We start from the raw sequence: 17,790 nt of genomic DNA, 5'->3' as shown, positions 1-17,790 counted from the left end.
CCCCGCCCGACCCTGCCGACCGGGGCCCGCACCACCGGGTGCGCCGTGCCCGCCGGGCACGAATCCCCGCGGAACCGGTGCGCGGCCGCTCACAAGTGTGGTTGTCTACTGTCATGGGCGATGCGGTTTCCTCTCAGCGATACTCCCCCGAGCAGCGGACGCGCTACCGGGAGCTCCTCAACGCGGACCTCGAGACGTTCGACTCCTACCTCCAGGAGGCGACGTTCGTCGACCACGGGACGATCGGCATGGAGCTCGAGCTCAACCTCGTCGACGCCGACATGCAGCCGTTCCGCGTCAACGACAAGGTGCTCGCCGCGATCGACTCCGAGGAGTTCCAGAGCGAGATCGGCTCCTACAACATCGAGCTCAACCACCCCGTCCTCCAGGTGTCCGGGACCGGTCTGCGGGAGCTCGAGTCCGGGCTGCGCGCCCGGCTCGCGGCCGCCCACGCCGGCGCCCGGGCGCACGACGCGCAGATCGGGATGATCGGCACCCTGCCCACGCTCACCACGGAGTTCCTCGAGGACCCCGCGTGGATGACGGAGGAGAACCGCTACCGGGCGCTGAGCAACGCGGTGCTCGACGCGCGCGGGGAGCTCGTGCGGATCGACATCACCGACCGCGAGTTCTACCAGCACGACTTCGCCGACGTCGCCCCCGAATCGACGTGCACCTCGATGCAGCTCCACCTCCAGGTCGCGCCCAACCGGTTCGCCGGCGCGTGGAACGCCTCGCAGGCGATCGCCGGCATCCAGGTGGCGCTGAGCGCGAACTCCCCGCTGTTCATGGGCCGCAAGCTGTGGCACGAGAACCGCATCCCGGTCTTCACCCAGTCGATCGACACCCGCACCCCCGAGCTCGTCACCCAGGGCGTGCGCCCGCGCGTGTGGTTCGGCGAGCGGTGGATCACGAGCGTGTTCGACCTGTTCGAGGAGAACGTCCGCTACTTCCCGCCGATGCTCCCGGAGTCCCGCGAGGACGCCGGCACCCCCGTCATGCAGGGCAATGCCCCGACGCTCCACGCGCTCAACCTCCACAACGGCACCGTGTGGCGCTGGAACCGGCCGATCTACGCCCCGAGCGCCGACGACCTCGCCCACATCCGGGTGGAGAACCGGCTCCTGCCCGCCGGGCCCACGGTGGCCGACATGGTCGCCGACGCCGCCTTCTACTACGGGCTCGTCAAGTACCTCACCGAGGAGAACCGGCCGGTGTGGTCGCGGCTGTCGTTCGCGGACGCGGAGAGCAACTTCTTCTCCGCCGCCCGCTCCGGCCTGTACTCCCGCGTGGTGTGGCCGAAGGCCGGCCGGATCGACGTCGCCGAGCTCATCCGCACCGGGCTCGCGCCGCGCGCCCGCAAGGGCCTCGAGATGCTCGACGCGGACGCGGAGATGATCGACCACTACATGACGATCATCGAGGAGCGCGCCCGCACCCGGCAGAACGGCGCCACCTGGCAGCTGCGCACCCTCAACTCGCTCAAGCCGCGCGTCACCGAGCCCGATTCGCCCGAGCGCCGGGCCGCGCTCGCCCGCCTCATGGAGCTCTACATAACCCACCAGCGCACGGAGGCCCCCGTCCACACCTGGCCCGTCGGCGAGGTGTGAGCGGCCCGCACCTCGGTCCCCGCCGCCCGGGCACGGGCACCTCGGCGTGGTCCGGGCACCGGTCCGGCGCGTGTGGCACAGTGAGGTCATGACCGACTCCACCGCCCCGTCCTCCCGCCCCGCCGCCGATCCCGCGCCTCCGGCCGGGGCGGCGTCCACCGCCCCCGGCACCGATCCCGCGCGTCCCGCCACCCGCATCTCCGAGCGCGCCCGCGGCGTCCCGCCGTTCGCGGTGATGAACATCATCGAGCGCGTCGCCGAGCTCAAGGCCGAGGGCGCCGACGTCATCTCGCTGTGCGTGGGCGAGCCCGCGCAGGGCGCCCCGGCCGGGGTGCGGGCACGCGCCGCCGAGGTGCTCACCGACGGCACCGAGCTCGGCTACTCGCAGGTCCAGGGCGTGCGCCCGCTGCGCGAGGCGATCGCCGGGCACTACCGGCGCTGGTACCACCTCGACGTCCCCGCCGAGCGGATCTTCGTCACCACCGGCTCCTCCGGCGCGTTCACCATGACGTTCCTCGCCCTGTTCGACGTCGGCGACCGGGTGGCGCTCGCCCGCCCCGGCTACGCGGCGTATAAGAACATCCTCGCCGCGCTCGGCTGCGAGGTCGTCGAGCTCGACTGCGGCGTCGCCGAGAGGTTCCAGCCCACCGTCGAGCAGCTCGCGGCCGCCCACGCCGAATCGCCCCTGTCCGGGCTCCTCGTCGCCTCCCCGGCGAACCCGACGGGCACGATGCTCGACGCCGAGCAGCTCACCGAGCTCACTGCGTGGTGCCGGGCCAACGACGTGCGCCTGATCTCCGACGAGATCTACCACGGCATCACCTTCACCGACTCGATCGGGGAGACGGCGCTCGCCTACGCCGACGAGGCGATCGTCATCTCCTCCTTCTCGAAGTTCTGGGGCATGACCGGCTGGCGGCTCGGCTGGGCCATCCTGCCGGCCGAGCTCGTCGCCCCCTGCCTGGCGATCACCGGCAACCTCACCCTGTGCCCGCCGGTCCCGGCCCAGCACGCCGCGATCGAGGCGTTCTCCGAGGCCGCCTACGCCGAGGGGGAGCTGGCGGTGGCCGGGTTCGCCGCAGCCCGGCAGTACGTGCTCGACGCGCTCGACGAGCTCGGCTGGCGCGACATCGCGCCGGCCGACGGCGCCTTCTACATGTACGCCCGGATCGACGACGTGCTCGGCCCGTACCGGAACGCCACCGAATGGTGCTCGGCGCTCCTCGAGGAGGAGCACGTCGCGCTCACCCCGGGCCTCGACTTCGACAACGTCAACGGGAACCGCTGGGTGCGCCTGTCGCTCGCCGTCGGCCCCGACCGGACGCACGCCGCGCTCGAACGGATCCGCGCCTTCCAGCAGCGGCTCGCCGCCCGCCCGGCCCCGGCCGGCGGGGCGGCGGACGGGCCCGTCACCGGCGCGTCCGGCGGGACCGCCGCACCGGTGTGACCCCCACCCCCGCGGCCCCCGCACCCGCCGCGCCCGCACCGATGGCGTCGGCGCTCGTCGTCGCGGGCGCGGTCATGCTCGGATCGTCCGCGGTCCTCGTCGCGCTCTCGCAGGCGAACGCCTCGACCGCGGCCTTCCACCGCTGCTTCCTCGCCGCGCTCGTGCTGCTCCCGCTCGCCCTCGTCGAGGTCCGGCGCCGCGGCCGCCCGCGCGCGGCGATGCTCGGGCTGGCGGCCGGCGGCGGGGTGTTCCTCGGCCTCGACTTCATGATGTGGGCGCAGTCGGTGCTCGACACGGGCGCGGCGGTCTCCACCCTCCTCATCAGCACCCAGGTGTTCGTGTTCCCCGGCCTGCTGTGGCTCCTCCACCGCGACCGGCCCTCCCGCCAGTTCGTCCTCGCGCTGCCCGTCATGCTCGCCGGGCTCGTGCTCGCCGCCGGGGTGCTCGGCGCGGACCCCTTCGCCGTCGACCCGCTGCGCGGCGGTGTGCTCGGGGTGCTCGCCGGGGTCTGCTACGGGGTGTACCTCTACGGCAACCACCGGTGCCGGGCCGTCGACGGCCGCTTCATCGCGGTGCCCGTCGCGGTGGCGACGAGCACCGCCGCGCTCACCGTGCTCGTCCTCGGCAGCGCGGCCGGGACCCTGTCCGTCATCCCGGCGGCGGAGTCGGTGGGCTGGCTCGTCGCGCTCGCGGTGTTCGGCCAGGTGCTGCCGTGGCTGCTGCTGAGCGCCGCCGCCACCGGGGTGCGCCCCGAGGTCAGCGCCTCGCTCATGCTCCTGCAGCCGGCCTCGGCGCTGCTGCTCGGGGTCGTGCTCGCCGGCGAGCAGCCGACGTTCGCCCAGCTCGCGGGGATGGCGCTCGTCGCGCTGAGCGTGTGGTGGGTGTCCGGCGGACGGCGCCTGGCGCAGCGCTGGTCCGCACGCCGGGGGTGAACGCCGGGGTCGGCCCTCAGCCCTCGAGGGGCTCGGTGGTGTGCGCCATCGCGTCGAGGATGATGTGGGCGACGTGGTCGTCCATGAGGGAGTAGATCGCCTCGCGTCCCAGGCGCTGCACGCTCACCAGGTGGAGCCCGCGCAGCAGCTTGAGGTGCTGGGACACGAGCGGCTGCGACAGCCCGGTGATGTCGACGATGTTCGTCACCGTCGACTGCCCGTGGGACAGGACGAGGAGGATGCGCAGGCGCGAGGGGGTGGCGAGGGCCTTGAACACCTCGGCGGTGCGCTCGATCGCGGCGAGATCGTCGACGTGCCCGAGCCCGTCGGCGGACCCGCTGCTCTCCTCGACGCCGTGGCTGTGGGAGTCGGTTCCGGGATGGGTGTGCGTGCGCACCGGGTGAGTCATGGATGGAATGCTACACCTCGGGCGCGGGTGCGGTCGGCGCGTCCGCGTGCGCGGTGTCCGCACCGGTGCGCCGCGCTCCCGCGGGTGCGGCCCGGCCCGTCCACCCCCGGATCGTGCCTCCGGATCCTGCGCCGCGGACTCAGACGATGGGCGCCACGTCGTCCTGCGTGCTGAGGAGCTCCGCGGCGAGGCCCTCCCACTGGGCGTAGGCGTCGGGGTAGGCGGAACGCTGGACGGCCTGCGCGGCCTCCGTCGGGGTCATCGACTCCCAGCCGCGGATGTGCACGAGCCCCGGGTTGGACCCCCGGTCGTTGATGCCGTAGAAGGACTTCGCGGCCCACACGGGGTCCCGCACCTGGTCCGGGGTGCCCCAGCCCTGGGACGGGCGCTGCTGGAACAGCCCGAGCGAGTCGCGGTCGCCGTGGTCGAGGTTGCGCAGGGAGCTCTCCTGCATGGCGGTCATGAGCGCGATGGTGATCGCGTCGTCGGACATGTCGCCGCCGCGGCCCACCGCGATGATCGTGCGGGCGTTGTCGATCTGGGCCCGGTTGAGTCGGTCCACGCTGCTGTACTCCCACTGTCGGATCTGCGAGGGGACGGGCGCGACGAGGCCGCCGGCCCAGCTGAACGCCATGACGACCGCGAGGAAACCCGCGGCGAGCGCGAGCCCGATGAGCGGGCCGCGGGCGCCCCCGGAGCGGCGGGCCGGGCGGCGGCGAGCGGTGCTGCGGGACGAAGCGCTGCGGGTCGAGGTGCTGCGGGGTGTCGCGCGCCGGCCGGCAACTCCTGCCGCGTGCCCGGCGGCACGACCGGCCGACCTCGGCTGCGCCCTCCCGGCCGCGCGGCCACCGTTCCGGCGACTCTCCCGGTCACCATCCCGGCGGCTCGCCCGCCCGCTGTCCCGCCCGGTCGCGGCGGACGCGGCGGAGCGCCGCACCGCGGGGGCGGTACGGCGCGGGGCAGGGCGGGCAGACGTGCGCTGGGACATCGCGACCATCGTAGCGACGCCGGCTGGGAGGTTCGGGGAAGCGCGGTGACGGCACGGCGCGTGCCGGGTACCCGGGTCTGCAGGTGCCCGGCACGCGCCGGGGTGCGGGGCCCGGATCCCGTGCCGGGGTGGCGGCCGGGATCCGGGCGCGGGGCTCAGAGCCCGTTGCCGCGGTAGGGGACGTACGAATCGTCCTGATCGTAGGGGTAGGAGATCACGCGCTCGACGGCTCCCGTGGCCCCGGCCTGCTCGAGTCCGTGGTAGGCGGTGCGCTCGGCGTTCGCCCAGCCGTTGAAGATCGTCACGTGACCGGCCGCCCCGGCGGTGCCCGGTCCGCCCTTGAGGAGGATGTCGCCGGGTTGGAGGTCGTCCTTGGGGATCTCGTGGGCGACCTCGAGCAGGGTGACGGTGCTCAGCGAGGTGTCGAGTCCCCAGGCCATGGACACGAACCCGGAGCAGTCCGTCCGGTAGTTCACGCCGTCGGGGTCCGCGGCGTACTTCGTCATGTCGTACGGCACGCCCTGGTCGGTCCAGTGCTTCGCGCGGTCGATGATGTTCTGCCTCCGGTCCTCGACGGACTGGGCCGCTGCGACGGTGCCGGAGGTCTCCGGGGCGATGACGGTCGGGCCGACGAGCGCTCCGCCGGCGACGAGCCCGGCTGCGGCCAGAGTGGTTCCTGCGGTGCGGGTGAGCATTCGGGATCTCTCCTGTCGGTGTGCTCGGCTTCGCTGGACACCACCCACCGTGGCAAGGTGCCCGGCCGGGTCTCAAGGGGTCGGCGGACGAACCGGGATGAAGGTCCGGTGAACTGAGACTGAGGCTTCAACAGTCCGGATTCCGGGTGGCCGCCACGATCGGCATCCGCGTGCGGCACGGCCCGCCTGTTTGCCGGTTGTGTGCAGCCTTGGAATGATGAGCGCATGCGCTACATCGTCGCCATCCTCGCTGCCGCCGCCGTCACCTCCGGGGTGCACCTCGCGTTCGGGCTCGGCAGCCTGCCGCGCCCCTGGGGCAGCCTGGGACTGGGGACGATCGCCGGCGTCGTGCTCGTCGCCGTGCTCCTCGTCTGGGAGTACCGGAGCCCGAGCGAGGACCACGAGGAGCGCGACAAGCGGCTCAAGATCGAGGAGGCCGCCCGCGCGGAGGCGCGCGAGCTGCGCCGGGCGCAGAAGCGCGACGGCTCGTGGAACCGGCCGATCGACCGCTCCGCCCGCCACGAGGCGACCGGTCCCGGGGCGACCGGTCCCGAGGCGCCGGGTCCGGTGGCCGAGGGGCCCGGCCCGGCGAGCAACGGGCCCCTGGGGGACCGGCCGGACGCGCCGTGACCACCCGGGGCGAGGGCACCTCGGCCGAGGCGGGGGCGGCAGGGTCCGATCCCGCCGTCGACGACGCCGGGACCGCCACTACCGGTGCCGCGGCCGGTGCCGACGCTGCTGACACCTGATCCGCCGACACCGACACCGCATCGACGCGGCGCAGCCGCCGGGAGGAGCGGACGGGCGCCCGCGCGATCCCGCGTCGCTACTCCGACACCGTGCGCACGAACATCGCCGGGCTCGTCGGCGTCGTCGGCGCCACCGCGATCTTCGTCCCCGTCATCATCCGCGAGGCCGACCGCACCGAGGCGAGTCCGGAGGGCCTGGCGTGGCTCACCGAATACACGGAATCGATCCTGATCCCGTACTACATGGTGTTCTGGGTTCTTTGCTCTATGTAGTGGTGTGTGTTCGTGCAGACGGGAGCGTCTTGACCGCGAGTTCGCTCGGGTCGGTGGCCAGTCGATACGATTGTTGGTCACCGCATGTGAGTAGCTCATGTGCGAAAAGCTGCACCGAGAACGAGGGGAGCATCCACAGAATGAGCGGCGTCGAGTTCTTCACCACCCCCGGTTATGGCGACCGCAATCGGGAACTGTTCCACTACTCGCAAGCTGTGAAGATCGGTGACCGGGTCGAGCTGGCAGGTCAGGGCGGCTGGAATGACGAGTGGGAGTTCCCCGGGACCCTGACCGAGGAGATCGACCAGGCGTTCGAGAACATCGAGCGCACCCTCGCCACTGCCGGTGCGGGCTGGGCGGATGTGGTCAACGTGCGCTCCTACCACGTCGACATCGATGCCGAGACGGTCGCCTACATGGCCTCGAAGCTGCGCCAGTACATGCCCGAGCAGCCACCGGTCTGGACCAACATCGGTGTCGCAGCGCTCGGTGACGAGAAGATGCGCGTCGAGATCGAGATCACCGCGATCATCCGCGACTGAGACATCGCACCGAGACCTGACGAGGAGAAGCGAACTACATGACCGAGAACGTGAACGATACCGAGGCCACGAGCACGCTGCGCCTGGTCTGGCCGCAGTGGCAAGGCGCGGGCCGCAACGGGGTCGCCGAGATGCTGGCGGAGTTCTCCCTGGATGAGGCCAGGTGCGGATACGCGTTCGGCTCGCGCGTGCTGCAGGCGATCCTGCCCGACCACGACGGCCCCACCGAAGTCGTGCCCGTCGCCGACAGCGAGAGCGACTCCACCGACGGCGTTGAATCCCGTCAGGAGGTCATCGACTCTCTGGCTGCCGCGCAGGAAGCTATCGCCCGGCACGAGGCCGATCGCATCCTCACCCTCGGTGGGGAATGCTCGGTGAGCGTGGCTCCGTTCGCCGCCCTCGCGAAGCAATATTGCGAGGATCTAGCCGTGGTCTGGATCGACTCGCATCCCGACACTGACACCAACGCCACCGGTTACGACGGTTACCACGCCATGGTTGTGAGCACGCTGCTCGGCCACGGTGACCCGGAGGTCACGAGTATGCTTCCGGCGACGGTGTCTGCCTCTCGGCTGGCCTTGGTCGGCTTGCACGACTGGGTCGAGGACGCGTACGAAAACGTCGGCTCGTGGGGTCTGCCCGTGTTCACGCCTGACGATCTGCGAGGCTCCAGCGCCAGGTTGTTGGAGTGGGTGGCGGGCACCGGGGCGACGAAACTTGCGATCCACCTCGATGTCGATGTCGTCGACAGTGACGAGGTCGCGCTCGGGCTGGGCATGGTTCCCGGTGGGCTTACCCGCGCAGACGTGCGGCGGATCGTCGCTGACCTCACCGCGGCCGCAGACGTGGTTGGCCTGACGGTCGCAGAGTTCATCCCACGCGACGTACTCGCCCTCCGCGGCTTGATCAACGGGATGCCGCTCCTGGGGAACTGACGACCCACAGGCTGGCCCGTGGCGTTCTACCTTTCGGGTAGCGGCACCGCGCCAACTATTGATGGGCGCGCTGTGCTCGGGCGAAGTCGCGCATTCTGGTGACGCCCTGTTCTCCGATCTGTTGGGTCAGTGCTTCGACAGTGACGGTGGCGAGAGAGTCGCGCCAGCGGTTCTCGGCTTCGACCATGGCGTGGTGGATACCGCAGGGGCCGGTCTCTCTGATGGCGTCGGCGTCGTCGGTGAAGATGCCGCGGCAGCGCACCTCCTCACATACGAACAGCGGGGCGTCGCCCTGCACGGTCTTGATGACGTCGAGCAGGGTCACAGTGCTCGCGGGTCTCGCGAGGAAGTAGCCGCCGCGGTTTCCCGCGGAGGATCGGATGATGCCGGCGCGCACGAGCTGCTGGAGCTGCTTGCTCAGGTAGGCGTCGGGGATATCGAACATCTCTGCCAGGGTGTGCTTGGCGAGCGGGCCGATGTCCTCGCAGGCGGAGAGCGCGACGAGGCAGTGGGCCATCCACTCGGTTCCGCGCGGCAGTTTCACACGTCGATCCTACTCAACGAAGACCCGCATTGTCCGGGTTGAGCAACGGTGCGAGCAGCAGCCCGCCCCTGCCGCGCAGATGATGCGGCAGGGGCGGAACGATCGTGGGTCACTCGCCTGGCACGAGCGTGAGGAGCCGTTCGACCAGGAACTTCATCGCTTCCAGGTTCTCGGACGGCACCGCGTCGGGCTGGGCTTTGGAGACGCTGGAGACACCGTAGGGGTTGCCGTTGAGCGGCATCGCCTGGGCCTCGCCTGCGGCTCCGGCGGGAACGATGATCGCGCCCCAGTGGTAGAGCACGTTGTTGAACGCGAGGATCGTGGACTCCTGTCCTCCGTGGTTGGAGGCGGTGGACACGAACGTCGACATGTACTTGTCTGCCAGGGCGCCGCGCTGGTGCAGTGGCAGGGTCTGGTCGAGGAAGTGCTTCATCGGCCCCGACATTGCCCCGTACCGGCCGGGCGTGCCCCACAGAACCGCATCGGCGGCTTCAAGGTCGCCGAGGGCTTTCCGATGCGCGGCGACGGTAGCGTCTGGGTCGTCCAGTTCGGGAAGCCGGGTGGACAGGACGCCGTGTCCGAGCTGTTCGGCGTGGGTGTGCGCGGCCAGGGCCATCTGGTGCACGTTCCCCGTGCTGGAGTGGTAGATGATCGCGACGGTCTTCATCAGTGCTCGCCTCCTCGTCGGTTACAGGCTGGTGCCCATGGACACGTCGATGACCTGCCCGGTGATCGTCTGCGACGAAGACTGCGCAAGCAGGGCAACCGTCTCGGCTATGTCATCGGCCTCGGCGATCCTCCCCAGCGCCGACGACTCACGAGTGCCGGCCGCTGCTTCCTCGTTGCCGCGCAGCCAGCCGGCGTTGATGTCGGTGTCCACGACGCCGGGCGCGACGACGTTGACCGTGATGCCCCGCGACCCGAGGCTCGCGGCCATGTTGCGGGCGAGATATTCCAGGGCGATCTTGCTCATCCCGTACCCGGTCAATGCCGGGAACGCGTAGCGGGTGAGGGCAGATCCGGTGAAGACGACTTGCCCGCCAGGGCTCGTCATCTTGTCCGCCAGCCCTGCGGCGAGTGCATAGGGGGCGATGGTGTTGACCTGGAACAGGTCGCGCAGCGCCGACTCCGTCAGCTGGGTGAAGTCGCCAAACGGCGCGATCCCGGCGTTCAGGAACGCGAGATCGACCGTGCGGCCGTCGAGTGCCGCATCGAGTTGTGGCAGCAGGGCCTCGACCGCTCCGGGGTCGGAGAAGTCGGCCTGTACCGGGGTCACGGTCGTCTGGTGCTCGGCGGCGATCTCACGGATCGGACCCAGCTCGCTGTCATCGCCGCGATGCTGGGCGATCACGTCGAAGCCCAGCGACGCCAGCCGTCGGGCTGTGGCCTGCCCGATTCCTCGGCTGGCTCCGGTCACGAGTGCGGTTCGAGTAGCGGTCATCCTTGTTGCCTCCTGGGTCGATACGGGTACGCCCTACCAAACCTAGAGTATTTGGATACTGAATGTCCAAGTAGGATGGAAGGGTCGCCGACGCCGCGGCGCCGCCACCTGTGACGAGCACTTGTGGGATCGAGACCGTCGATGGTTGGCCGTATCGAGAGGAGAATCCGTGAACTACACCCCCCTGCTGGACACTCCACTGCCGATCGTGGCCGCTCCGATGGCTGGCGGGCCGACCACGCCCGCGCTCGTCACCGCAGTCGCTGGCGCGGGCGGGTTCGGGTTCCTCGCCGGCGGCTACCAGACCCGCGATGGACTCGCCGCACAGATCGCCGAGGTGCGCGAGCACACCGACCGCTTCGGGGTCAACCTGTTCGTGCCGAGCAAGAGCGATCTCGACCGTGACGCGTTCCGCCGCTACGCCGCCGAGGTGCAGGTCGAGGCCGACGCCTACGGCCTCGAACTCGATCCCGACCCGGTGTCCGATGACGACCATTGGGAGGACAAACTCGGCCTGCTGATCGATCATCCGGTTCCAGTCGTGTCGCTGACGTTCGCGCTGCCCGATCCTGCCGCGATCGCCGCGCTGCAGCGGGCGGGATCGCAGGTACTCGCGACCGTCACGACGCCAGGTGAAGCACTGGAAGCGCAGGCTGTTGGCGTGGATGGGCTGATCGTGCAAGGCCCGGCTGCTGGCGGGCACAGCGCCACCTACGATCCCGCGCGGAGCCTGGGCGAGGTTTCGATTGGAGCGCTCGTGCGCGATGTTCGCTCCACGATCCAGTTGCCCGTGATCGCTGCCGGTGGTGTGGATGGCCCGGCCACTGTCCGCGCACTCCTGGATGCGGGAGCCGAGGCGGTCACGGTCGGCACGCTGCTGCTGCGCACCGACGAGGCAGGAACATCGCCGACACATCGGGCCGCTCTCGCCAATCCGAGATTCACTGAGACTGTCATCACCCGCGCGTTCACCGGACGCCCGGCACGGGCACTGCGCAACGGCTTCACTAACCGGCACGACGACAGCGCACCTACTGCCTATCCAGCCGTACATCACCCGACCCGCGCCCTACGCCAAACAGCAGGCCGCGCAGGTGACGCCGATCGGCTTCACCTCTGCGCCCAACGGACACCCAGCCGACGTGATTTCCTGGCTGGCGGACACACTGAGTACGACCACTGCTCAGCCCTCTGCCCACTCTCATGAGACAAGAAGCCAGCAGAAGTAACCGGTCAAGACGTGGCTACTTTGACGACCGCACGGGGTGCTCTTCGTGCTCTGCTACATCGCGTGGACCCACGTGGTCTACGCGCGCACGCCCCGCCCCGAGCTCGTGCGCATCGCCGCGGTCCAGAGCCGGCACCGACCCTCGCTGATGTCGAAGATGTTCGGCTACGGCGGCGCCGGTTCCTGGACGGTGGCGGGCGCGATCGTGGCCGCCGTCCTCACGGTCAGCCTGGCCCGGACGGAGATGTTCCGCTCCGAGCCGCTCTTCATCCTCCTCGGCATGGCGACGGTCGCCGCCTCGTGGTTCGCCATGGTCTACTCCTATGCCCTGCGGTACCTGCGCCAGCACTCCGGCGGGGAGCGGATCGACTTCGACCAGCTCGAGCCGCCGGTGTTCGGCGACTACCTCACCATGGCCTTCATGATGTCGACGATGGCCTCGACCCTCGGCGCCCGGATCCGCACCCGCACAGGCTGGCGGGCCGCCCGCGAGCACACCGTGCTCGCCTTCGTCTTCAACACCGTCATCGTCGCGATGACGGTCTCGCTGCTGTTCGGCGGACTGACGAAGTAGAGCGCGCGGCGCGCCTGGTCGTTGCCAGATTTTTACCGAATTTCGAACGCTCGATCACGCACTCTGCCCTAGGCTGTGAGGTACGACACAGTGCTGTGTCCGCACGACGATGTGCAGCACCGACATGTGCAGCGATGACCTGCAGAAAGGCGCCACCGTGACCATTCCCGCCGTTCCGAACCGCCAGCCGTTCCTCTCCCGCCGGCTCCACTGGATGAACATGCTCGAGCTCCATGCGATCGATCGGCCCAAAGAGGTCATCATCACCTCGGACGCGGGCCATGTGACCTGGGGCGAGCTGCGCGCCCAGGTGCAGGCGCTCGCCGCCGACCTCCAGCGGCGCGGCGTGCAGCCCGGAGACCGGGTGCTCATCCTCGCCCTCAACCGCGCGGAGTACATCGCCGCGATGGTCGCGATCAACACGATCGGCGCGATCACCGTGCCGCTCAACATCCGCTCGGTGCCGCGCGAGGTCGCCTACTTCATCGAGGACTCCGGCGCGCGGGCGATGTTCGTCGACGGGTTCGGGGCGAAGACGGTCGCGGGCATCGGCGCCGATGGCGGTGCGGCACCGGGGATCGACATCATCTCCTTCGACGAGGACGTGCCGGGCATCCTCGCCGCCGGCGGCGAAGCGGAGCCGGTCGACGTCGACGAGAACTCGATCGCGATGATCATGTACACCTCCGGCACCACGGCCGCGCCCAAGGGCGTCATGCTGAGCTACCTCAACCTCGCCAGCCAGATGATCCCGATCCTGCGCTCCGCGCAGCCGCCCACCGAGGTCCCCGAGGCGAACCTCGTCGTCGTGCCGCTGTTCCACATCGCCGCCGTCGGCTTCCTCACCCCGGCGTTCTTCACCGGGATGCGGATCGTGCTCGCGCCCCCGCAGGTGCTCACGAACATCCCGGCGCTCGCGGACATGATCGAGCGCGAGCAGGTGACCTCGATGTTCCTCGTCCCGACGATCTGGCAGTCCCTGTGCTCCCTGCCGGGGATCAAGGAGCGCGACCTGCCGCTGCAGACCCTGTCCTGGGGCGCCTCGCCGGCGTCCAAGCAGACCCTGCAGCTCATGGCCGACACCTTCCCGAACGCCACGATCAGTGCGGCGTTCGGCCAGACCGAGATGTCCCCGGTGACCGCGCAGCTCCACGACCACGACTCGATCCGCAAGATGGGATCGATCGGCAAGGCCGTCGGGCCGGTGGCGGTGCGCGTCGTCAACGCCGAGGGCGACGACGTCGCCGAGGGCGAGATGGGCGAGGTCGTCTACCGCGGGCCGGGCCTCATGGCCGGCTACTGGAACAAGGAGGCGGAGACCGAGGCGGCCACGCACGACGGCTGGTTCCACTCCGGCGACCTCGTCAAGCGCGACGAGGAGGGCTTCATGTACGTCGTCGACCGCGCGAAGGACCTCATCATCTCCGGCGGCGAGAACATCTCCTCGATCGAGGTCGAGCACGCGGTGGCCGCCCATCCCAAGGTCGCCGACGCCTCCGTCGTGGGCGCCCCGGACGAGAAGTGGGTGGAGACGCCGGTGGCGATCGTCGTGCCCGCCGACCCCGCCGACCCGCCGACGCTCGAGGAGATCCAGGACTTCCTGTCCGACCGGCTCGCCTCGTTCAAGAAGCCGACGCGCCTCGAGGTCGTGCCCGAGCTGCCCCGTAATGCCTCCGGCAAGCTGCTCAAGCACAAGCTCCGCGACGAGTACGGGAAGTAGGGCCCCGCCGGCTCCATCGAGTGGTCGGAGATCCTTGAATACTCACGGGTAATCGAGGATCTCTGACCACTCGACGTGTGGGGGGGGCGGGCGCGGTCGCCGAGGTGCGCAGCGCCGGGGGTGGCGAGGTGGCGCCCGGCCGGCCTCAGATGTCGGTGAGGGCGGCGAGCTCGGCGCGCAGCGTGTGGGGCGTGCCGAGGCGCACCCGGTCCGCCGCCGCGCGCTTGAGCCAGATGTGCACGGGGCTCTCCCAGGTGTAGCCGATCCCGCCGTGGAGCTGGAGCGCCTGTTCGCACACCCGGGTGGCGGTGTCCGCGGCGAACGACAGCGCGGCCGCCGCATAGATCGTCGCCTCCGTCGGGTCGTCCCCGGTGTCGAGGAGGAGCGCCGCCTCGTCGACGAGCGGGCCGATGAGCGAGACCTCCGACCACATCTCCGCGAGCCGGTGCTTGAGCGCCTGGAAGGAGCCGAGCGGCCGGCCGAACGCGATCCGCTCCCCGAGGAAGGTCACCGTCTCCGCGAGCACGGCCCGCGCGATGCCCTCGAGCTCGGCGGCGAGGTACACCCGGCCGGCGACGATCGACGCGCCGACGATCTCCGCGGCCATGTCGCCGTCGGCGACGATCGTCCCCGCGCCGGGCACCGAGGTCTCCTCGATCCGGTGGAGGGTGCGGGTCGGGTCGAGGGCGGGCAGCGCGGTGAGCTCGAGCGCGGTGCGCGGCACGAGGTGGATGAGATCGTCCTGGTGGACGAGCACCTGATCGCAGAGCTCGGCGTCGAAGAGCAGGCCGCCGGTGGCGGTGCCCACGCACGTCGTGCCCTCGGCCATCTGCGCCAGCGTGTCCGCGGCGAGCGTGCGGATCTCCGGGTCCGGGTGGCCGACGGCGAGCATCCCGAAGGCCACCGGGGCGCTGACGTAGGGGCCGAGGAGGTCCGCGGCGGGCACCGCGCCGGCGGCCCGGCCGAGCGCGGCGATCGCCGCCATCCCGGCGCCCAGGCCGCCGTGCTCCTCCTCGGAGAGCACACCACCGAGGCCCATCGAGTCCATCATCTCCCGGTGCGCCCGGCGGATCGGGGCGAGGTCGTCGAGGCCGTCGCGCACCGCGTCGATGCCGCCGAGGCCGCGCACCCCCGCCTGCAGGCCGGCGGCGAGCTCCCCGGCGAGCGCGGGATCGGGTGCGGCGTCCGCCTCCGGGGCGGTGTCCGGCCGGGATCCGACGTCCGGCCGGGGTGCGGTGTCCGGCCGGGGTGCGGTGTCCGCCTCGGGGGCGGGGCTCGTATCGGTGTCCGTCATCGGGGGACCTCCGTGAAGGGCACCTGGGTGTCGGTGCGCGGTTCGCGCGGCAGCCGCAGGATGCGCTCCGCGATGATGTTCTTGAGCACCTCGGAGGTGCCGCCCTCGATCGAGTTCGCGCGGGTGCGCAGATAGGCGTAGCCGGCCGGGCGGCCGGTGATGTCGACGGACATGAAGTCCGGCTGGTAGAAGTCGTAGCCCTCGGGGTGGAGGAGCCCGCCGGCCTCCGCGGTCTCGAGCGCGAGCGAGGCGATCGCCTTGTTCGTCTCCGCGCTCGCGAGCTTGAGCGCGCTCGCCTCCGGAGTGGGATCGCCCTGGGCCATCGCGCGCTGGATCGCGATGCCCGCCAGGCGCACCGCCTCGGCCCGCACCCAGGCGCGGGCGATCGAGTCCCGGTAGGCGGGGTCGCGCTCCTCGATCGGGGACGCGCGCCAGGTGTCGAGCAGGGTGCGGATCGGGCCGCCCTCCCGCTCGGGGCGCTTCATCGAGCCGGAGCGCTCGTTCGACAGGGTGAGGTTGGCGAGCGCCCAGCCCTCGCCCTCCGCGCCCAGCCGCATCGAGTCGGGGATGCGGACCTCGTCGAGGAACACCTCGTTGAACTCCGCCTCGCCGGTGATCTGGCGCAGCGGCTGCACCGTCACCCCGGCCGTGCGCATGTCGAGGAGGAAGTAGGTGATGCCCCGGTGCTTGGGCACGTTCGGGTCGGTGCGGGCGAGCAGGATCGCGAAATCGGCGAGGTGCGCGAGCGTCGTCCACACCTTCTGCCCCGACACCACCCAGTCGTCGCCGTCGCGCACGGCCCGGGTGGCCAGCCCGGCGAGGTCGGAGCCGGCACCGGGCTCGCTGAACAGCTGGCACCAGCGGTCGCGACCGGTCCACAGGCGCCGCATGAAGCGGTCCTTCTGCTCCGTGGTCCCGGCGCCGAGGATCGTGGGGCCGGCCATGCCGAGGTTGACGATGATGTGGGCGGGGCGGTTGTCCGGGGCGCCGGCCGCGGCGAGGATCGCATCGACCTCGCCCTGCTGCTCGCGCGGCAGGCCGCGCCCACCGTAGCCGGGCGGGTAGTGGACGGCGGCGAGGTCGGCGTCGTAGCGCGCCTCGAGGAAGGCGAAGCGGTCCTCCTCGGTGCGGATCTCCTCCGGCGGGTGCGCCGCGAGCAGGGCGCGGGTGTCGGCGGCGAGCGTGCTCGCCGATTGCGGTGCGGGTGACATGGGTGAACTCCGTCGTCCGGTCGATCGCGTCCGGGCACCGGGCTCGGACATCTCCGTCATCCTAGCGATCGTTCGGGTGACCTGAAAGGGGGCCCGGGCGACCGGATTCCGCGACTTCGGTGCTCGCGCCCCTGGTCACAGCGCCGGGTCGGCCTGTCTGCTCAGGGTCGAGCTCAGGTCCCGCCGTAGTGCCGGGCGAGCGCGGCCATGCCCTCGGCGATGCCCACCCGCGGCGTCCAGTCGAGGACCTCGCGGGTGCGGCGCTGGTCGAACCAGTGCGCGGTCGACAGCTGCTCGGCGAGGAAGCGGGTGAGCGGCGGCTCGTCGTCGTGCTCGCCGAGCTCCCAGACCCGCTCCACCGCCGCGCCGGCGACGAGCGCGGGGGCCACCGGGATCCGCAGGCCGGGTGCCGGGGCGCCGCCGGCGATGGCCATCCGGGTGATGAATTCGCCGATCGGCCGGGGCTGTCCGTTCGTCACGACGAGCGCCTCCCCGTGGGTGCGGGTGACGGCGAAGAGCGCGGCGAGGATCGCCTCGACGGCGTTCGTCGAGTAGAGGGTGTCGACGAGCGCGGCACCGCTGCCGAGGATCGGCATCCGGCCCGCCCGGGCGCGGTCGATGATCCGCTCGGTGAGCTGGGTGTCGCCCGGGCCCCACATGAGGTGGGGGCGCAGCACGAGGACGGGGAAGCTCGGGGAATCCGCGGCGAGCGCGAGGAGCTCGCCCTGGGCCTTGGTGCGCGCGTACTCCCCGCGCGCGTGCGCGGGGTCGGCGGGACCGGCGGGCTCGCCGACGAGCGAGTCGCCGGCGTGGGCGACCGACGGCGAGGAGATGTGGACGAAGCGGGAGACGCCGGCGGCCTGCGCGGTGGCGAGCACGGTGCGGGTGCCCTCGATATTCACGGCCTCGAAGGCCGCGGGGTCCCCGGTCATCGCGACCTTGGCCGCGAGGTGGATCACCGCGTCCTGCCCGGCCATCGCCTGCTCGACGAGTGCGGGATCGCCCACGCTGCCGAGCACGTCCCGGGCTCCGGGCACGCCGGAGGCGCGCCGCTGCAGCGTGGTGACCGTGTGGCCTGCGGCGATGAGGGCAGCGGCGACCGAGGAGCCGAGCAGGCCCGATGCGCCGGTGACGAGTACGTTCATGGGTGCCTCCTGCGGCTCGCGGGATCGGGGGTCGGGTCCGGCCGGCGGGACCG

20 protein-coding genes are annotated in these 17,790 nt (G+C 71.1%); 11 read left to right on the top strand and 9 right to left on the bottom strand.

The features are described 5' to 3' along the window. Positions 1-113: 113 nt before the first annotated feature. The 3 genes from MTQ12_RS03730 (at position 114) to MTQ12_RS03720 (ending at position 3,989) form a co-directional block, all read left to right on the top strand. On the top strand, positions 114-1,610 hold the full coding sequence (locus tag MTQ12_RS03730; protein ID WP_247424057.1) for a glutamate--cysteine ligase: 1,497 nt from the start codon (positions 114-116) through the stop codon (positions 1,608-1,610). Between the two features lie 235 nt (positions 1,611-1,845). Continuing rightward, positions 1,846-3,057 (top strand): aminotransferase class I/II-fold pyridoxal phosphate-dependent enzyme, encoded by a 1,212-nt coding sequence (locus tag MTQ12_RS03725; RefSeq protein ID WP_247424478.1) that lies wholly within the window; start codon positions 1,846-1,848, stop codon positions 3,055-3,057. Further along, a complete protein-coding gene (locus MTQ12_RS03720) occupies positions 3,054-3,989 on the top strand; it encodes a DMT family transporter (protein ID WP_247424056.1) in 936 nt (311 codons plus the stop codon). Before MTQ12_RS03725 ends, MTQ12_RS03720 begins: the two co-directional genes overlap by 4 nt. A gap of 16 nt (positions 3,990-4,005) precedes the next feature. On the opposite strand, the gene MTQ12_RS03715 is transcribed toward MTQ12_RS03720, so the two are convergent. From MTQ12_RS03715 to MTQ12_RS03705, 3 genes are all read right to left on the bottom strand, one after another. Beyond that, positions 4,006-4,398 (bottom strand): metalloregulator ArsR/SmtB family transcription factor, encoded by a 393-nt coding sequence (locus MTQ12_RS03715; RefSeq protein ID WP_137318654.1) that lies wholly within the window; start codon positions 4,396-4,398, stop codon positions 4,006-4,008. Between the two features lie 139 nt (positions 4,399-4,537). Then, the gene (locus tag MTQ12_RS03710) at positions 4,538-5,386 is read right to left on the bottom strand and encodes a hypothetical protein (RefSeq protein ID WP_175406861.1); all 849 of its coding nucleotides are present in this window, start codon (positions 5,384-5,386) and stop codon (positions 4,538-4,540) included. Positions 5,387-5,541: 155 nt separating this feature from the next. After that, on the bottom strand, positions 5,542-6,081 hold the full coding sequence (locus MTQ12_RS03705; RefSeq protein WP_137318656.1) for a cell wall-associated hydrolase: 540 nt from the start codon (positions 6,079-6,081) through the stop codon (positions 5,542-5,544). A gap of 225 nt (positions 6,082-6,306) precedes the next feature. Between MTQ12_RS03705 and MTQ12_RS03700 the strand changes: the two genes are divergently transcribed. From MTQ12_RS03700 to MTQ12_RS03685, 5 genes are all read left to right on the top strand, one after another. Continuing rightward, positions 6,307-6,711 (top strand): hypothetical protein, encoded by a 405-nt coding sequence (locus tag MTQ12_RS03700; protein WP_137318657.1) that lies wholly within the window; start codon positions 6,307-6,309, stop codon positions 6,709-6,711. Then, on the top strand, positions 6,708-6,830 hold the full coding sequence (locus tag MTQ12_RS14935) for a hypothetical protein (protein WP_282599157.1): 123 nt from the start codon (positions 6,708-6,710) through the stop codon (positions 6,828-6,830). The genes MTQ12_RS03700 and MTQ12_RS14935 overlap by 4 nt, the downstream gene beginning before the upstream one ends. A gap of 90 nt (positions 6,831-6,920) precedes the next feature. Beyond that, positions 6,921-7,103 (top strand): hypothetical protein, encoded by a 183-nt coding sequence (locus MTQ12_RS03695; RefSeq protein ID WP_247424054.1) that lies wholly within the window; start codon positions 6,921-6,923, stop codon positions 7,101-7,103. Positions 7,104-7,243: 140 nt separating this feature from the next. Continuing rightward, a complete protein-coding gene (locus tag MTQ12_RS03690) occupies positions 7,244-7,645 on the top strand; it encodes a Rid family hydrolase (protein ID WP_247424052.1) in 402 nt (133 codons plus the stop codon). Between the two features lie 38 nt (positions 7,646-7,683). Continuing rightward, positions 7,684-8,580, top strand: a complete 897-nt coding sequence (locus tag MTQ12_RS03685; RefSeq protein ID WP_247424050.1) for an arginase family protein — start codon at positions 7,684-7,686, stop codon at positions 8,578-8,580. A 55-nt stretch (positions 8,581-8,635) separates the two neighbouring features. On the opposite strand, the gene MTQ12_RS03680 is transcribed toward MTQ12_RS03685, so the two are convergent. From MTQ12_RS03680 to MTQ12_RS03670, 3 genes are all read right to left on the bottom strand, one after another. Next, on the bottom strand, positions 8,636-9,124 hold the full coding sequence (locus MTQ12_RS03680) for an Rrf2 family transcriptional regulator (RefSeq protein ID WP_137318661.1): 489 nt from the start codon (positions 9,122-9,124) through the stop codon (positions 8,636-8,638). 109 nt (positions 9,125-9,233) lie between these two features. Then, positions 9,234-9,791, bottom strand: a complete 558-nt coding sequence (locus MTQ12_RS03675) for an NAD(P)H-dependent oxidoreductase (RefSeq protein WP_137318662.1) — start codon at positions 9,789-9,791, stop codon at positions 9,234-9,236. A 21-nt stretch (positions 9,792-9,812) separates the two neighbouring features. Next, on the bottom strand, positions 9,813-10,565 hold the full coding sequence (locus MTQ12_RS03670; protein ID WP_137318663.1) for an SDR family oxidoreductase: 753 nt from the start codon (positions 10,563-10,565) through the stop codon (positions 9,813-9,815). A 169-nt stretch (positions 10,566-10,734) separates the two neighbouring features. Here MTQ12_RS03670 and MTQ12_RS03665 point away from each other — a divergent pair, with 169 nt between their 5' ends. The 3 genes from MTQ12_RS03665 to MTQ12_RS03655 all read left to right on the top strand — a co-directional run bounded on the left by MTQ12_RS03665 (position 10,735) and on the right by MTQ12_RS03655 (position 14,087). After that, positions 10,735-11,772, top strand: coding sequence for a nitronate monooxygenase (locus MTQ12_RS03665; RefSeq protein WP_247424048.1), 1,038 nt, complete (start codon positions 10,735-10,737; stop codon positions 11,770-11,772). Positions 11,773-11,830: 58 nt separating this feature from the next. Beyond that, on the top strand, positions 11,831-12,367 hold the full coding sequence (locus MTQ12_RS03660; RefSeq protein ID WP_247424046.1) for a DUF1345 domain-containing protein: 537 nt from the start codon (positions 11,831-11,833) through the stop codon (positions 12,365-12,367). Positions 12,368-12,524: 157 nt separating this feature from the next. After that, entirely contained in the window at positions 12,525-14,087 is a 1,563-nt protein-coding gene (locus MTQ12_RS03655; protein WP_247424044.1) for an AMP-binding protein, read from the top strand. 145 nt (positions 14,088-14,232) lie between these two features. Here MTQ12_RS03655 and MTQ12_RS03650 read toward each other — a convergent pair whose 3' ends face one another. The 3 genes from MTQ12_RS03650 to MTQ12_RS03640 form a co-directional block, all read right to left on the bottom strand. Further along, complete coding sequence (locus MTQ12_RS03650; protein ID WP_247424042.1) at positions 14,233-15,381, bottom strand: acyl-CoA dehydrogenase family protein; 1,149 nt, start codon at positions 15,379-15,381, stop codon at positions 14,233-14,235. Continuing rightward, entirely contained in the window at positions 15,378-16,592 is a 1,215-nt protein-coding gene (locus tag MTQ12_RS03645) for an acyl-CoA dehydrogenase family protein (RefSeq protein ID WP_247424040.1), read from the bottom strand. The genes MTQ12_RS03650 and MTQ12_RS03645 overlap by 4 nt, the downstream gene beginning before the upstream one ends. A 173-nt stretch (positions 16,593-16,765) precedes the next feature. Beyond that, positions 16,766-17,737: an NAD-dependent epimerase/dehydratase family protein gene (locus MTQ12_RS03640; protein WP_247424038.1), complete on the bottom strand. Its 972-nt coding sequence runs from the start codon at positions 17,735-17,737 to the stop codon at positions 16,766-16,768. Between the last annotated feature and the right edge of the window lie 53 nt (positions 17,738-17,790).

The sequence above is a fragment of the Brevibacterium sp. R8603A2 genome (genome assembly GCF_023072605.1).
GTDB classification, from domain to species: domain Bacteria; phylum Actinomycetota; class Actinomycetes; order Actinomycetales; family Brevibacteriaceae; genus Brevibacterium; species Brevibacterium pityocampae.
Note: the sequence above shows the minus strand (reverse complement) of the source record. Positions and strands in the feature narration are given on the sequence as shown.

Bases quoted from the DNA above. Each gene is read 5' to 3' on its own strand.
- MTQ12_RS03730 (WP_247424057.1), top strand. From the start codon at position 114: ATGGGCGATGCGGTTTCCTCTCAGCGATACTCCCCCGAGCAGCGGACG.
- MTQ12_RS03725 (WP_247424478.1), top strand. From the start codon at position 1,846: ATGAACATCATCGAGCGCGTCGCCGAGCTCAAGGCCGAGGGCGCCGAC.
- MTQ12_RS03715 (WP_137318654.1), bottom strand. From the start codon at position 4,398: ATGACTCACCCGGTGCGCACGCACACCCATCCCGGAACCGACTCCCAC.
- MTQ12_RS03710 (WP_175406861.1), bottom strand. From the start codon at position 5,386: ATGTCCCAGCGCACGTCTGCCCGCCCTGCCCCGCGCCGTACCGCCCCC.
- MTQ12_RS03705 (WP_137318656.1), bottom strand. From the start codon at position 6,081: ATGCTCACCCGCACCGCAGGAACCACTCTGGCCGCAGCCGGGCTCGTC.
- MTQ12_RS03700 (WP_137318657.1), top strand. From the start codon at position 6,307: ATGCGCTACATCGTCGCCATCCTCGCTGCCGCCGCCGTCACCTCCGGG.
- MTQ12_RS03690 (WP_247424052.1), top strand. From the start codon at position 7,244: ATGAGCGGCGTCGAGTTCTTCACCACCCCCGGTTATGGCGACCGCAAT.
- MTQ12_RS03685 (WP_247424050.1), top strand. From the start codon at position 7,684: ATGACCGAGAACGTGAACGATACCGAGGCCACGAGCACGCTGCGCCTG.
- MTQ12_RS03675 (WP_137318662.1), bottom strand. From the start codon at position 9,791: ATGAAGACCGTCGCGATCATCTACCACTCCAGCACGGGGAACGTGCAC.
- MTQ12_RS03670 (WP_137318663.1), bottom strand. From the start codon at position 10,565: ATGACCGCTACTCGAACCGCACTCGTGACCGGAGCCAGCCGAGGAATC.
- MTQ12_RS03650 (WP_247424042.1), bottom strand. From the start codon at position 15,381: ATGACGGACACCGATACGAGCCCCGCCCCCGAGGCGGACACCGCACCC.
- MTQ12_RS03645 (WP_247424040.1), bottom strand. From the start codon at position 16,592: ATGTCACCCGCACCGCAATCGGCGAGCACGCTCGCCGCCGACACCCGC.
- MTQ12_RS03640 (WP_247424038.1), bottom strand. From the start codon at position 17,737: ATGAACGTACTCGTCACCGGCGCATCGGGCCTGCTCGGCTCCTCGGTC.